The sequence below is a fragment of the Achromobacter sp. D10 genome, from assembly GCF_035282245.1.
Taxonomy (GTDB): Bacteria; Pseudomonadota; Gammaproteobacteria; order Burkholderiales; family Burkholderiaceae_B; genus Achromobacter; species Achromobacter insolitus.
This window is the reverse complement of record NZ_JAYJLE010000003.1, coordinates 318,252-333,068: the sequence shown is the minus strand read 5'-3', so window position 1 is coordinate 333,068 and position 14,817 is coordinate 318,252. Positions and strand designations below refer to the sequence as shown.

13 protein-coding genes are annotated in these 14,817 nt (G+C 64.9%); 6 read left to right on the top strand and 7 right to left on the bottom strand.

Annotated features, from left to right (window positions below):
- Nucleotides 1-4: 4 nt before the first annotated feature.
- Nucleotides 5-1,381 carry an adenylosuccinate lyase gene (gene purB, locus VCS63_RS11765; protein ID WP_042792680.1) on the bottom strand — a complete coding sequence of 459 codons (1,377 nt, stop codon included), beginning with the start codon at nucleotides 1,379-1,381 and terminating at the stop codon, nucleotides 5-7.
- Between the two features lie 161 nt (nucleotides 1,382-1,542).
- On the opposite strand from purB, the gene VCS63_RS11760 reads away from it, so the two are divergent.
- Nucleotides 1,543-2,151 (top strand): glutathione S-transferase, encoded by a 609-nt coding sequence (locus VCS63_RS11760; protein ID WP_323879821.1) that lies wholly within the window; start codon nucleotides 1,543-1,545, stop codon nucleotides 2,149-2,151.
- 126 nt (nucleotides 2,152-2,277) lie between these two features.
- Here VCS63_RS11760 and VCS63_RS11755 read toward each other — a convergent pair whose 3' ends face one another.
- The 3 genes from VCS63_RS11755 to gcvA form a co-directional block, all read right to left on the bottom strand.
- Complete coding sequence (locus VCS63_RS11755; RefSeq protein WP_063641630.1) at nucleotides 2,278-3,096, bottom strand: sulfite exporter TauE/SafE family protein; 819 nt, start codon at nucleotides 3,094-3,096, stop codon at nucleotides 2,278-2,280.
- Nucleotides 3,097-3,202: 106 nt separating this feature from the next.
- Complete coding sequence (mnmA, locus tag VCS63_RS11750; RefSeq protein WP_165609295.1) at nucleotides 3,203-4,396, bottom strand: tRNA 2-thiouridine(34) synthase MnmA; 1,194 nt, start codon at nucleotides 4,394-4,396, stop codon at nucleotides 3,203-3,205.
- A gap of 7 nt (nucleotides 4,397-4,403) precedes the next feature.
- Nucleotides 4,404-5,333: a transcriptional regulator GcvA gene (gene gcvA / locus VCS63_RS11745; protein ID WP_063641632.1), complete on the bottom strand. Its 930-nt coding sequence runs from the start codon at nucleotides 5,331-5,333 to the stop codon at nucleotides 4,404-4,406.
- 297 nt (nucleotides 5,334-5,630) lie between these two features.
- On the opposite strand from gcvA, the gene VCS63_RS11740 reads away from it, so the two are divergent.
- The 5 genes from VCS63_RS11740 (at nucleotide 5,631) to VCS63_RS11720 (ending at nucleotide 10,779) form a co-directional block, all read left to right on the top strand.
- The gene (locus VCS63_RS11740) at nucleotides 5,631-6,620 is read left to right on the top strand and encodes a Bug family tripartite tricarboxylate transporter substrate binding protein (RefSeq protein ID WP_042796860.1); all 990 of its coding nucleotides are present in this window, start codon (nucleotides 5,631-5,633) and stop codon (nucleotides 6,618-6,620) included.
- 68 nt (nucleotides 6,621-6,688) lie between these two features.
- Complete coding sequence (locus tag VCS63_RS11735; RefSeq protein ID WP_323879819.1) at nucleotides 6,689-7,564, top strand: N-formylglutamate amidohydrolase; 876 nt, start codon at nucleotides 6,689-6,691, stop codon at nucleotides 7,562-7,564.
- Between the two features lie 338 nt (nucleotides 7,565-7,902).
- Nucleotides 7,903-9,021 (top strand): Re/Si-specific NAD(P)(+) transhydrogenase subunit alpha, encoded by a 1,119-nt coding sequence (locus VCS63_RS11730; RefSeq protein WP_042792678.1) that lies wholly within the window; start codon nucleotides 7,903-7,905, stop codon nucleotides 9,019-9,021.
- Nucleotides 9,022-9,025: 4 nt separating this feature from the next.
- Nucleotides 9,026-9,343: an NAD(P) transhydrogenase subunit alpha gene (locus VCS63_RS11725; RefSeq protein WP_042792677.1), complete on the top strand. Its 318-nt coding sequence runs from the start codon at nucleotides 9,026-9,028 to the stop codon at nucleotides 9,341-9,343.
- Entirely contained in the window at nucleotides 9,340-10,779 is a 1,440-nt protein-coding gene (locus tag VCS63_RS11720; RefSeq protein WP_042792676.1) for an NAD(P)(+) transhydrogenase (Re/Si-specific) subunit beta, read from the top strand. The genes VCS63_RS11725 and VCS63_RS11720 overlap by 4 nt, the downstream gene beginning before the upstream one ends.
- A 36-nt stretch (nucleotides 10,780-10,815) precedes the next feature.
- On the opposite strand, the gene glcF is transcribed toward VCS63_RS11720, so the two are convergent.
- From glcF to VCS63_RS11705, 3 genes are read right to left on the bottom strand one after another with little or no spacing between them, the layout of a single operon-like run.
- The gene (glcF, locus tag VCS63_RS11715; protein WP_323879818.1) at nucleotides 10,816-12,063 is read right to left on the bottom strand and encodes a glycolate oxidase subunit GlcF; all 1,248 of its coding nucleotides are present in this window, start codon (nucleotides 12,061-12,063) and stop codon (nucleotides 10,816-10,818) included.
- Between the two features lie 6 nt (nucleotides 12,064-12,069).
- Nucleotides 12,070-13,176 carry a glycolate oxidase subunit GlcE gene (gene glcE / locus VCS63_RS11710; RefSeq protein WP_063641635.1) on the bottom strand — a complete coding sequence of 369 codons (1,107 nt, stop codon included), beginning with the start codon at nucleotides 13,174-13,176 and terminating at the stop codon, nucleotides 12,070-12,072.
- 12 nt (nucleotides 13,177-13,188) lie between these two features.
- Nucleotides 13,189-14,688 (bottom strand): FAD-linked oxidase C-terminal domain-containing protein, encoded by a 1,500-nt coding sequence (locus VCS63_RS11705; RefSeq protein ID WP_042792673.1) that lies wholly within the window; start codon nucleotides 14,686-14,688, stop codon nucleotides 13,189-13,191.
- Nucleotides 14,689-14,817 lie beyond the last annotated feature (129 nt).

Here is a 14,817-nt window from a genome sequence, read left to right as displayed (position 1 = left end):
GCGACTATACCGCCCGGGCCAAGTCAGCCGCCAGCCCGATGTAGGAACGCGGGGTCATCGCCAGCAGGCGAGCCTTGGGTTCTTCGGGCAGGGCCAGGCCCTGGATGAATTCTCGCAGGCCTTCCTCGGTAATGCCCTTGCCCCGGGTCAATGCCTTGAGTTGTTCGTACGGCTGCGGCAGGCCATAGCGGCGCATGACGGTCTGCACCGGCTCTGCCAGCACTTCCCAGCAAGCATCGATATCGGCGTCGATCGCGACGGTGTTGACCTCCAGCTTGCCCAGGCCGCGCATGCAGGCATCCCAGGCCACCACGCTGTAGCCCAGGCCCACGCCCAGGTTGCGCAGCACGGTGGAGTCCGTCAGGTCGCGCTGCCAACGGGAGATCGGCAGCTTGTCCGACAGGTGGCGCAGCACGGCATTGGCCAAGCCCAGATTGCCTTCCGAGTTTTCGAAGTCGATCGGGTTGACCTTGTGGGGCATGGTGGACGAACCGACTTCGCCTTCCTTCAGGCGCTGCTTGAAGTAGCCCAGCGCCACATAGCCCCAGACGTCGCGGTCCAGGTCCAGCACAATGATGTTGGCGCGCGTGATGGCGTCGAACAGGGCCGACATCCAGTCATGCGGCTCGATCTGGATGGTGTGGCGGTTCTGGGTCAGGCCCAGGCCTGCCAACACGCGCTGGCTGAACGCGGGCCAGTCGATCTCGGGATAGGCCGACAGATGGGCGTTGTAATTGCCGGTGGCGCCGTTCAGCTTGGCCAGGGGCTCGACGGCCTCGATGGCGGCGATGGCGCGATTCAGGCGCGCGGCCACATTGGCGAATTCCTTGCCCAGGGTCGTCGGGCTGGCAGGCTGGCCGTGCGTGCGCGAAAGCATGGGCTGATCAGCCTGGGCAACCGCCATGTCGTTGAGCTTGGCAGCGACTTCGCGCAGGCGCGGCACCACGACCTCATTGCGGGCGCGCGTCAGCATCAATGCATGCGAGGTGTTGTTGATGTCTTCGGAGGTGCAGGCGAAATGGATGAACTCGGCGGCGCGGGCCAATTCGGCGTCATCGGCCACCTTTTCCTTGAGCCAGTACTCAACGGCCTTGACGTCGTGGTTGGTGACGCGTTCGATGTCCTTGATACGGGCGGCATCCGCCTCCGAGAAGTCGCGCACCAATTGTTGCAGACGGGCGCGGGCGGCTTCGGAGAAGGTGGGCAGTTCCGGCAGACCGGCATCGGACAATGCGATCAGCCAAGCCACCTCGACTTCGACGCGGTGCGCCATGAAACCGGCTTCGGAAAGCAGGCCGCGCAGCGCGTCGCCCCGGGAAGCGTAACGGCCATCCAATGGCGAAAGGGCGTTGAGTTGGCTGAGCTGATCGGCGATTTGCATGGTCTGGGAAAGAAAAAGCGGGGAATGAGCGAATCGGCCGATTTTATCATCCGGAAGCACGCAACATTGTGGCAAACTGACGAAGATTCCGGCCTCTTGACCGTCTTGCCGTCATACGGCCTGCTATACTTCGGCCGCTTTCCGACTCCGCTTGTGACTCCATGAAACTGATCGGCTCGCTTACCAGTCCTTACGTGCGCAAAGTGCGTATCGTTATGGCCGAGAAAAAGCTGGACTACCGGCTTGAACTCGAAAACGTCTGGTCCGCCGACACGCAGATCCAAACGTACAACCCGCTGGGCAAGGTGCCTTGCCTGGTCATGGAAGACGGCGGCGCCCTCTTCGATTCTCGCGTCATCGTCGAGTACGTCGACACGCTGTCTCCCGTCGCTCGCCTGATCCCCCAGCCGGGGCGTGACCGCGCGGCCGTCAAATGCTGGGAAGCCATCGCCGATGGCCTCCTGGACGCCTGTGTGACCATCGTCAAGGAAAACCAGCGTCCCGAGGCTCAGCGCAGCCCCGAATGGATCGAACGCCAGTACTCCAAGATCCACGCCAGCCTGGACGCAATGAACAAGAGCCTGGGCGACAACGCCCATTGCATGGGCATCAACTACAGCCTGGCCGATATCGCCGTCGGCTGCGCGCTGGGCTACCTGGACCTGCGTTTCGCTGCGCTCGACTGGCGCGCCAACCACCAGAACCTGGCCCGCCTGTACGACAAGCTGTCGCAGCGCCAGTCGTTCATCGACACCGTTCCGGTGGTGTAAGTCGCCCCCCCCGAGGCGCTGCGCGCCTCCCCCAGGGGGCGCCGCTACGGACCGGCGGAGCCGGATCCGTGCGGCCCCGCTTCTGCCCCGGCGGCACTTGCTCGCCGGCGCAGCCCCATATCCGGCTCAGCCGTTGAACGTCTGCCAGGCCTTGAACAGCATGTAGGCGGCCAGCGCGAACAGCAGGCAGGCAAATACGCGTTTGAGGGTCTGCACCGGCAGGCGATGCGCCATCCGCGCGCCCAGGGGAGCCGTCAGCACACTGGTGCATACCAGGGCAATCAGGGCCGGCCAGTAGATATAGCCCAGCATGCCCGGGCGCGTTTCGCCGGAATTCAGCCCCGACACCACGTAGCCCACGCTATTGGCCAGCGCAATGGGAAAGCCCAGCGCCGCCGAGGTTGAGACGGCGTTATGCAACGCCACATTGCACCAGACCATGAACGGCACCGACAGAAAGCCGCCGCCCGCGCCCACCAGTCCGGACAGAAAGCCAATGCCCGCCCCCGCCGCGCTGGTGCCGACCACACCCGGCATCTGGCGACTGGGCTTGGGCTTCTTGTTCTGCAGCATGCTCCAGCCGGAATAACCGACAAAGAGCGCAAAGAACAGCGACAACCACAACGTGCTGAGCGCGGCAAAGACCGCGCCGCCAGATAGCAGGCCGCCGATGATGATGCCCGGGGCCATCGCCCAGACGATGCCCCACTTGATGGTTTTGCGTTGCTGGTGCGCCCGGACGCTGGAAATGGAGGTGAACAGGATCGAGGTCATCGACGTGGCGATGGCGGCATGCACCACCAGATCGGAAGGCATGCCCTTCCAGGCGAACAGCATCGTCAGGAAAGGTACCAGCAACATCCCGCCGCCTATGCCCAGCAGGCCCGCGGCGAAACCCACCACGCCGCCTAGCACCAGCAGGCAAATCACCATCGTTACATCCACAACTGTCTCCTCTTTCTTCTTGCTAATGAACAAAGCCCCAGGGGCTGCGCCCGAGGGGCTTTGAATAAAATCCACGCCTGCCGCGCGGCAGATGCCGACGCGGCGGCTACAGGATGATGCCTCCGCCCAGGCAAACCTCGCCATCGTAAAGCACGGCGGACTGCCCGGGCGTCACCGCCCACTGCGGCTCGGTGAAGTCCAGGCGGAAGGTGCCGTCCCCGGCGCCGTCCAGTCGGCAGGCCGCATCGGCTTGCCGGTAGCGCGTCTTGGCGCCATAAGCGCCCGGCGCCGGCGCATGGCCCGCGACCCAGCTGGCATCCTGCGCCCGCAATTCGCCCGACAGCAGCCAGGGGTGATCATGCCCCTGCACCACATAAAGGATATTGCGCTCCAGGTCCTTGCGCGCCACGTACCAGGCCTCGGCCGTGCCGTCCTCGCGCTGCCGTCCTTTCACGCCACCCACGCCCAGGCCCTTGCGCTGGCCCAGCGTGTAGAACGACAGCCCTTCGTGGCGGCCGACCTTTTGCCCTTCCGGCGTCATGATCGGACCCGGCTCCGTGGGCAGGTAACGATTCAGGAACTCCCGGAACGGCCGCTCGCCGATGAAGCAGATCCCGGTGGAATCCTTCTTGGCGGCGTTATGCAGGCCGATCTCGTGCGCGATGCGCCGCACCTCGGTCTTGTGGATCTCGCCCAGCGGGAACATCGTGCGCGACAACTGCGCCTGATTCAGGCGATGCAGGAAGTAGCTTTGGTCCTTGGAGCCGTCCAAAGCCTTGAGCAGCTGGAATTGCGTGCCGCCCCCCTCGGCCGGCACTTCGCGCACCCGCGCATAATGCCCCGTGGCGATGTGCTCCGCGCCCAGCGCCATGGCGTGGTCCAGGAAGGCCTTGAACTTGATCTCCGCATTGCACAGCACGTCAGGATTGGGCGTGCGGCCCGCGGAATACTCGCGCAGGAACTCCGCAAATACGCGGTCTTTGTATTCGGCGGCGAAATTGACGAATTCGAACTCGACCCCGACCAGGTCCGCGACGCTGGCGGCATCCAGCAGGTCCTGCCGGGTGGAGCAATATTCGGAATCATCGTCGTCTTCCCAGTTCTTCATGAACAGGCCGACGACCTCATAACCTTGCTGCTTGAGCAGCCAGGCAGTGACCGACGAATCGACCCCGCCGGACATGCCGACGACAACGCGGCCTTTTTTGCCTTCGGACCGCTGCGAGGCAGAAGCTCCCTCGGGGGGAGAGCAAGCCAAAGCCGCGGCGTGAGGGCCGTTCTGGGTGGATGTTTGAATCATGATCGGACTATTTTAGATCGGACGGCAGGGCGTCTTCCTGGGGCTGCGGCTCGGCGGCCCGGGACACTTCCATCAACCAGGTGCGGAATGCCTGCAACGTGGGCAGATTCGCCTTCTGCTCCGGGTAGCACAGGTAATAGCCCATGCGCGCCCGGATCGGCAGTTGGATGGCGACGGCAAGCTTGCCGTCACGCAGCTCGTCTTCGATCAGGCAGCGCGGAATCAGCGCCACGCCAAAGCCTGCGGCGGCCGCCTGCGACAACAGCGCGTACTGATCGAAGCGCGCGCCCTCCAGGCTGCGCCGGGTATCGCAGCCCGCCTGCTCGAACCAGTCGCGCCAGCCCTCCAGAGCCGAGGTGTGGTGCAGAAGCGGATAAGCCAGCAGGTCCGCCGGCGAGGTGCAACCGCCCGGAATCAGGCGTGGGCTGCAGACCGGCAGGATTTCGCGCCCGACGATGTAATCCGCCCCGCTGCCCGGCCAGATGCCCTCGCCAAAGCGCACGGCGGCGTCCAGCTCGGGCGTGGAAAAGTCATAGCCCTGGCGGTGGGGCAGGAATTCGACGTGGATGTCCGGCCGCAGGCGCATGAAGGCCGTCAGGCGCGGGATCAGCCAGCGCGCGCCGAAGGTCGGCATACAGGTCAGATTGAGCGTGCCGCCCTGGCCCTGGTGCGCGATCAGCTCCACGGTGGCGGCCTCGATCTGCCCCAAGCCCGCCTGGATTTTGGTGAGATAGCTCCGCCCGGCCTCGGTCAAGACCAGGCCTTGCCTGATCCGCAGGAATAGTTCGATGCCGACGAACTCCTCCAAATGTTTCACCTGCTTACTGACCGCGCCCTGCGTGACACACAATTCCTGCGCCGCGCGCGTGAAACTGCTATGTCTCGCGGCGACTTCGAACGCCTGGAGATCCGTTAAAGAGGGACAAAAACGCCGCATAAATGATGTCGTCCCGCGGTAGCCGCAGGCTCCTTCCCCCTGGCAAAGGGGCATAGATCCGGGAGCGACCCCGCGGAAAGACGCTCCGCGTTCCCGGAAAGGCTTGCGTTGGGCACGCAAATTGTTTCAGGCCACGCGGCAAAACAGGGCTGTTCCGGGGCCGCCGCGAAAAGAGGCATGAAAAAAAGTCATAGCTTACGGAGAAACTTTCGTTTGCGCAAACGGGACCGCCAGGAAAGAATCGTTGCGTTTGCGTCTGCCTTTGCGCATCCGCTTTCCAATTCATTAGGGGAATTCATGCAACGCCGTAACGTAGTACTGGGCCTGTGTGTCGCCGCCGCGACCCTGGCCACGCCACTGACCTCGGGCATCGCGCACGCCGAAGACGCGTATCCGACCAAGCCCATCCGCCTGATCGTTCCCTTCCCGCCCGGCGGCACCACCGACATCGTCGGCCGGCTGTTCGCGGACAAGCTGGGCAAGGAACTGGGCCAGACCGTCGTGGTGGAAAACCGCGGCGGCGCCGGCGGCTCGATCGGCAGCGCCTTCGTCGCCAGCAGCGCGCCGGACGGCTACACGCTGGGCATCGCCACCGTCAGCACGCACGGCATCAACCCGGCCATCTACCCGAACCTGCCGTTCGATGGCGAGAAGGACTTCACGCCCATCTCGAACCTGGCCGCCGTGCCCAACATCATGACCATCAACCCGAAGGTCCAGGCCAAGAACATCGCCGACTTCATCAAGCTGGCCAAGAGCGAGCCGGGCAAGCTGACCTACGCGTCCGCAGGCAACGGCTCGGTCTCGCACATGATGGGCGAACTGTTCAAGATGGCTTCGGGCACCAACTTGATGCACGTGCCGTACCGCGGCGTGGGTCCGGCGCTCAACGACGCCCTGGCCGGCCAAGTCGACGTCATGTATGACAACCTGCCCTCTTCGCTGCCGCACGTGCAATCCGGCCGCCTGATCGCCATGGCCGTCGCCTCGCCCAAGCGCGTGGCCAGCCTGCCCGACGTGCCCACCTTCGCGGAAGCCGGCCTGCCGGCCGTGAACGACGCGTCCTGGTTCGGCCTGGTGGCCCCCGCCAAGCTGCCCCAGCCCGTGCTGGACAAGCTGAACGCCGCCGTGCAGAAGGTCAGTGCCGAAGCCGACGTCAAGAGCCGCCTGGAAGCCCTGGGCGCCGCGCCTGCCGCCAACACTCCGGCCGAATTCGCCGCCCAGATCTCGGCTGAAATCGCCAAGAACAAGCGCATCGCGAAAGAAGCCAACGTGAAGATCGACTAAGCGGTCTTCGGTCCTCGTCGCCCCCGCGGGGCGCGAGGACCTCCAATTCACGAACGCAATACCCCCATATGCGAATTACCAACCCCCTGTCTTACCGGCTCGACCTCCCGCAGCAATATCCTGATTCGGAACCCTCGGCTCCTCTCGTGCTGGACTCCCCGCACAGCGGCACCGCCTACCCCCCCGATTTCGCGGCTGCGGTGGACTTTGGCGCACTGCGCACCGCCGAGGACACCTGGGTTGACGACCTGTGGGGCGACGCCATCGAAATGGGCGTGCCGATGATTGCCGCCGCGTTTCCGCGCGCTTACATCGACGCCAATCGCTCGCCCGACGAAATCGACGAACTGCTGCTGGACCAGGCGTGGCCCGATGCCATCAATGCCTCACCCAAGGTCAAGCTGGGCAAGGGCCTGATCTGGCGCATGCTGGACGATGGCACGCCGCTCTACAACCGCAAGCTGACGGTGGACGAAGTCCGCCACCGCATCGATGCCTGCTGGAAGCCCTATCACGCCGCGCTGGGTCAGGTGCTGGACGCCGCCCACAAGAAATTCGGCAAGGTCTGGCACATCAATTGCCATTCCATGCCCAGCGTCGCCGGCGCCTACGCCACCGACCGCCCGGGCCTGGTGCATCCTGATTTCGTGTTGGGTGACCGCGACGGCAGCACCAGCGACCCGGCATTCCGCGAGTTCATCGCCGCCTGGCTGCGCGAACGCGGCTACGACGTGACCGTGAACGACCCCTACAAGGGCGTGGAACTGGTCCGCGCCTTCGGGCGCCCCGAAGAAGGCCGTCACAGCCTGCAGATCGAAATCAACCGCAAACTCTACATGGACGAGGTCTCGCTGCGTCCGTCCGAGAACTACGGCCGCCTGAAAGCCGATCTGCGCGAACTCACCGCCGCGCTGATCACCTGGACTCGCGCGCAAACGGCTTGACGCCGGACGTTTGCGCGCAAGTGCCGGCCGGCGCAAAGCCAAGACCGGCCGGAGCAATTGGGTTGCAAAACCCCAGCCCCATGGTTCGCCATGGGGCTTTTTTTCGGCCCGATCTCAAGAAGATCCGAAGCGACGAGCAAGCCGAAACGGAAAACGGTCTGCGATCGGAGGAACCCGCAGCCATTGCGCGCAGTCAATGCGACTCCAGTGCCGGCCCGCTGCCGGGCCGCCCCAACGCGGGCCAGCCCCCTCGGGGGGCAGCAAGCGAGCGTAGCGAGTGCGGCTTGGGGCCCACATTCCGTGTATAACTACTGCGAACCTTCTGAGGAGAGGCGTAGATGCACATCGGGATACCAAAAGAAACCCGAGACGGGGAAACTCGTGTCGCAGCAACACCGGAGACCGTCAAGAAGTACGTAGGCGGCAAACACACCGTTGTCGTGGAGCGCGGGGCCGGCACAGCCGCCCGCTATCTCGATGAGGCTTATGAGGCAGCGGGCGCCACGCTCGGCACCGCCCAGGATGCGCTGGGGGCAGAACTCGTCATGAAGGTGCGCGCGCCTTCGGCGGCCGAACTGCCCCAGATGAAATCCGGCTCTGTGGTGATCGGCATGCTGGATCCCTTCGACGCCGAAGGCATACAGCAGATGGCCGCCGCCGGGCTCACCGGCTTCGCGCTGGAGGCCGCGCCCCGCATCACGCGGGCCCAGAGCCTGGACGTGCTGTCCTCGCAAGCCAACCTGGCCGGCTACAAGGCCGTGCTGCTGGCGGCCCATCACTACGGCCGACTGATTCCCATGATGATGACCGCCGCGGGCACGCTGAAAGCGGCCCGCGCCGTCGTGCTGGGCACCGGCGTCGCCGGGTTGCAGGCCATTGCCACCGCCAAGCGCCTGGGCGCGGTCGTCGAGGCATCCGACGTGCGCCCTGCCGCGCGCGAACAGGTCGAATCGCTGGGCGCCAAGTTCATCGACGTGCCCTTCGAGACCGACGAGGAACGCGAAATCGCGCAAGGCACGGGCGGCTATGCCCGGCCCATGCCACCCGCATGGATGGCGCGGCAAGCGGCGCTCGTGTCCGAGCGCTGCAAGCAGGCCGACATCGTCATTACCACGGCGCTGATTCCCGGCCGCCCCGCCCCCACCCTGGTGTCTGCGGAAACCGTTGCGGCCATGAAACCCGGTTCGGTACTGGTGGACCTGGCGGTCGAGCGCGGCGGCAATTGCCCGCTGTCAGAGAAAGGCCTGGTCGTGGAAAAGCATGGCGTGACGATCATCGGCCTGACCAACCTGCCAGGCCTGGTCGCGACCGACGCGTCGGCGCTGTATGCGCGCAACATCCAGGATTTCCTGAAGCTCATCATCAATGCGGACGGCGCGCTGGCAATCCAGCGCGACGATGAAATCGTCGCGGCCTGCCTGGTGTGCGAAGGCGGCAACGTGGCGCGGAGGAACTAACAGCATGGAAGCGATCAACCCCACCCTGATGAACCTCATCATTTTCGTGCTGGCCATCTATGTCGGCTACCACGTCGTGTGGAACGTCACCCCCGCATTGCATACGCCCCTTATGGCCGTCACCAACGCCATTTCCGCCATCATCATCGTGGGCGCCATGCTGGCCGCCGCGCTGACCGAAGGCGGACTGGCCCGTGGCATGGGCGTCTTCGCCGTGGCGCTGGCCGCGGTCAATGTGTTTGGCGGCTTTCTCGTGACGCGGCGCATGCTGGAGATGTTCAAGAAGAAGGACAGGAAGCCGGGCAAGGAGGAAGCGCAATGATCTCGCTGAACCTCGTGACCCTGCTCTACCTGATCGCCTCGGTCTGCTTCATCCAGGCGCTCAAGGGCTTGTCCCATCCGACCACGTCGCGCCTGGGCAATGTTTTCGGCATGGCCGGCATGGCGATCGCCGTGCTGACCACGGCCGCGCTCATCGTCGGACTGGCCCGCGACGGCGCCGCCACCATCGGTCTGGGCTGGGTTGTGCTGGGCCTGCTTGTCGGCGGATCCATCGGCACGCTGATGGCCAAGCGCGTCGAAATGACCAAGATGCCCGAGCTGGTGGCCTTCATGCACAGCATGATCGGCCTGGCGGCGGTCGCCATTGCCGTGGCCGTGGTGGCCGAACCGCATGCTTTCGGCATCGTGCCGGCCGGCATGCCGATCCCCACCGGCAACCGCTTCGAGCTGTTCATCGGCACATTCGTGGGCGCCATCACGTTCTCGGGTTCGGTGATCGCGTTCGGCAAGCTGTCGGGCAAGTACAAGTTCCGGCTGTTCCAGGGCGCGCCCGTGGTGTTCTCGGGCCAGCACATGTTGAACCTGGCGCTGGCGCTGCTGATGCTGGCTTGCGGCATCTGGTTCATGCTCACGCAGGAATGGACGCCCTTCGTCATCATGACGATCATCGCCTTTGTGCTGGGCGTGCTGATCATCATCCCGATCGGCGGCGCCGACATGCCCGTGGTCGTCTCCATGCTGAACAGCTACTCGGGCTGGGCCGCGGCCGGCATCGGCTTTTCGCTGAACAACCCGATGCTGATCATCGCGGGCTCGCTGGTGGGCTCATCGGGCGCGATCCTGTCCTACATCATGTGCAAGGCGATGAACCGGTCGTTCTTCAACGTGATCCTGGGCGGTTTCGGCGGACAAGCTGGAGGCGCAGCCGCGGCCGGCGAAGCGCAACAGCGCAGCGTCAAGTCGGGCAGTCCCGACGATGCCGCATTCCTGATGACCAACGCCGAAAGCGTGACCATCGTTCCGGGCTACGGCTTGGCGGTGGCGCGGGCTCAGCACGCACTGAAAGAGCTGGCCGAGAAGCTCACCGAGCGGGGCGTGACCGTCAAGTATGCAATTCATCCGGTCGCGGGCCGCATGCCCGGTCACATGAACGTACTCCTGGCCGAAGCAGAGGTCCCTTACGACCAGGTCTTCGAAATGGAGGACATCAACAGCGAGTTCGGCCAGACCGACGTGGTGCTGGTGCTGGGAGCGAACGACGTGGTCAACCCGGCCGCGAAGAACGACCCGAAGTCGCCCATCGCCGGCATGCCCATTCTCGAAGCCTACAAGGCCCGCACCGTGATCGTGAACAAGCGGTCCATGGCCTCGGGCTATGCAGGCCTGGACAATGAACTCTTCTACATGGACCGCACGATGATGGTTTTCGGCGACGCCAAGAAGGTGTTGGAAGACATGGTCAAGGCCGTGGAATAAGAAGCTGGCGCCGGATGCCCCGCAGGCGTCCGGCGCTTATGCGCCGCGCTGGCCGGCAGGCTGGCGCAACTGCTCGTCAACGACCTCGATCCAATGCCGCACAGGCGTATCGGTACCGCTTTGCAGGTGGCCGATGCAGCCAATGTTGGCGGACAGGATCACGTCCGCCCCCCCCGCAGCAATGGCGCCCAGTTTGCGGTCGCGCAGTTCCAGCGCGATCTCCGGATTCAGCACGGAATAAGCACCCGCCGAACCGCAGCACAGGTGCTTGTCGGCAAAAGGCTGCAGGGCAAAACCCAGGTCCGCCAGCAACTGCTCGGACAACGGCCGCAGCCCCTGCCAATGCTGCAACGTGCATGGCGGATGGAAGGCTGCCCTTGTACCCGTCGCAGGCAGGCGCTCGCGTAGCTGGGCCGCATGCGGCGCTACGATTTCGGCCACATCTTTCACCAACGCCACGATCTCCGCGGCCTTTTGCGCATAGGCAGGATCATGCCGCAGGTGATGCGCGTACTCCTTGACCATCGCCCCGCAACCGGACGCGTTCATTACGATGGCCTCGACTTTCCCGTCCTGCAGCAGCGGCCACCATGCGTCCACATTGGCACGCATCTGTGCCAACGCATCGTCCTGCGCGTCCAGGTGGAAGCTGACGGCCCCGCAGCAGCCCGCGCCGGGCGCGATGCGGGCCCCGATGCCCACCGCATCCAATACGCGGATCGTAGCGGCGTCGATGGTCGGCATCATGGCAGGCTGCACGCAGCCGGCCAGCATCAGCACCTGCCGCGCATGCCCTGCCACTTGAGGCAGCGGCCCGGCCGCGCGGCGTTCCGGCACCTTGCGCTTGAGGGCCTCCGGCAACATGCCACGCACCGCCTGCCCCAGCCGCATCGCGGGTGCGAACAGCGGCGACAGCATGGTCTTGCGCAGCAGGGTCCGCTTGGTCTTGTCGGCCCAACTGCGCGGCACGCGTTCTTCGACGATCTTGCGGCCGATATCCACGAGATGACCATACTGCACGCCGGACGGGCACGTGGTCTCGCAATTGCGGCACGTCAGGCAGCGATCCAGGTGCTGCTGCGTGGACTGCGTGGGTTCGGCGCCTTCCAGCACCTGCTTGATCAGGTAGATGCGTCCGCGCGGGCTGTCCAGTTCATCGCCGAGCACCTGGTAGGTCGGACAGGTGGCGGTGCAGAAGCCGCAGTGCACGCAACGCCGCAGGATGGCGTCGGCCTCCTTGCCCAGATCGGTGTCGCGTGCCCAGGATGCCAGATTGGTTTGCATGATGCCCTATAGATCCAGGACCAGGCGGCCGGGGTTGAACAGACCGGCCGGATCGAGCTCTTGTTTGAGGCGGCGCGTGATCGAAGCGATCCCGGGCGCCAGCGGATGGAATACACCGTCTGTGGGCGGCCTGGCCTGCCCCGTGCGGAACAACGTGGCGTGCCCTCCCAGCCGTTCCGCGGTCTCGCGCAGCGCGGCGGCGTCATGGTCGCCTGGCAGCCAACGCTGCCCCCCGCCCCATTCCAGCAGCGTTGGCCCCATGCCGAGCGCGGCGGCCGTGGGAGGCAGCGCCAGACGCCAAAGAGGCCGGCCTGGCGCGAAAAAGGCATGGGTCTGTTCCCGCAGCGACCGCCACCACGCCTGCGCAGCCTCAGGCGCCATCGGCGTTCCGCCGATCAACTGGCGAGCACTGGAGATCGCGGGCGGCGCGCCCGACAGGCGCACGGCCATCTCGCCTTCAGCGCCATCATCGTCGCCGCTCCAGCTGGTGGCCGATATCGGCAGAGGCTTGCCGCGCCACAGGGCGAAGCTTGCCAGCGCCTGCGCCTGCGTGGCGGGCAGCGTCAGCGTGAGCTCTTCCATCGGCCTGGGCACGACCTTCAGGGACACTTCGAGTATGGCGCCGAAGATGCCATGCGAACCGGCCAGCAGGCGCGACACGTCGTAGCCCGCCACGTTCTTCATGACCTCTCCGCCAAACGAGAGAATGCGGCCTTCGGAGTCCAGCAATTGCGCGCCCAGGACAAAGTCCTTGAGCGCGCCGGCGCTCATGCGGCGCGGGCCCGACAGTCCCGCCGCCACGCATCCGCCCACTGTGGCCGATGCCGAGAAATGCGGCGGTTCGAAGGCCAGCATCTGTCCGTGCTCCGCCAACGCCGCCTCGAGTTCGGCCAGCGGCGTGCCCGCACGCACGGTCACCACGAGTTCGGATGGGTGGTAGCTGACAATGCCGCGATACGGCGTCATGTCGAGCAGGCAATGGCCATCCTGCGGCGTCACCGGCCGGTAATTGCCATAGAACGCCTTGCTGCCGCCCCCCATCACGAACAGGGGTTTGTGGCCGGCACGGGCCGTCATGACCTGGTCGCACAATTCCGACAGGACAAAATCCATAAGGGACAGGTCCTAGAAACGGGCGAGATCGGGGAAGCGCAGTTCTCCCGCATGGACATGCATCTTGCCGTATTCGGCGCAACGAGCCAGCGTGGGGATGACTTTTTCAGGATTGAGCAGGCAGGGCGGATCGAAGGCCCGCTTTACCGCCAGGAACGCGTCGAGTTCTTCGCGAGAGAATTGCACGCACATTTGATTTATCTTCTCCATTCCCACCCCGTGCTCTCCAGTCACGGTCCCTCCAACCTGCACGCACAGCTCGAGAATGGCGGCGCCGAATTTTTCGGCACGCTCCACCTCGTCCGGCTTGTTCGAATCAAACAGGATCAACGGATGCAGGTTGCCGTCGCCCGCGTGAAAGACGTTCGCGCAGCGCAGGCTGAACTCGTCTTCCATCTGCTCGATGGCGCCCAGCACGCGCGCCAGATGACGGCGCGGTATCGTGCCGTCCATGCAATAGTAATCGGGCGACACCCGCCCGGCAGCCGGAAAGGCATTCTTGCGACCGGCCCAGAACTTCAGGCGTTCGCTCTCCGACGAAGATACCTGGCAGCGCGTGGCGCCCGCCTCGCGGAACACGGCCTCCATGCGCGCGATCTCATGCTCCACCTCTTCGGGCGTGCCGTCCGATTCGCACAGCAGGATGGCTTGCGCGTCCATGTCGTAGCCGGCACGCACAAAAGGCTCGACCATGTGCGTCGCGCGGCGGTCCATCATTTCCAGGCCCGCCGGTATCATGCCGGCTGCGATCACCTGCGTCACCGCATTGCCCGCCGCCTCAACGCTGGAAAAGCTGGCCATGACCACCTGTGCGCAGGCGGGCTTCGGGATCAGCTTGACCGTCACCTCGGTCACCACCCCCAACATGCCTTCCGAACCGATGAAGACGGACAGTAGATCCAGGCCCGGCGCATCAGGCGCCTCCGAACCCAGTTCGACCACGTCGCCATCGATGGTTACGACCCGCACGCGCAGCACGTTGTGCACGGTCAAGCCGTACTTCAGGCAATGCACGCCGCCGGAATTCTCCGCCACGTTGCCGCCGATGGAACAGGCGATCTGGCTGGAAGGATCAGGCGCGTAGTACAGCCCGTAAGGCGCGGCCGCCTCCGAGATCGCAAGATTGCGCACCCCCGGCTGCACGACGGCCGTCGCGCTGGCCAGGTCGATGTGCTTGATGCGGTTGAATTTCGACAAGCCGAGCAAGACGCCCCGGCTGTGCGGCATGGCGCCTCCGGACAAACCGGTCCCGGCGCCTCGCGCAACCACGGGTGCGTTCAGCCGCTTGCAGATGCGCATGACGGCTTGCACCTGTTCTTCGGTTTCGGGTAGCGCAACAACCGCGGGCAACGCGCGATAAAGAGAGAGGCCATCGCACTCGTAGGGGCGCGTATCCTCTTCGCGGAACAACACGCAGTGCGTGGGCAAGGCGGCCGACAACGCCTCGATGAGCTGCTGCAAGGAATAAGGCGCCTGCACTTGTGCCAGGCCGGTTTCGACCAATGAATTCATGAGCGCAACAATAGCGCGAGCGCCCATCCTAAGCAGACCGGGATTTACCCGCATCCGTGCACTCTGGGGACACCAGATAAGTAACCAGCCGTAATCGCCAGTGACGCCAGGCGCGCCGGGACGACGCTC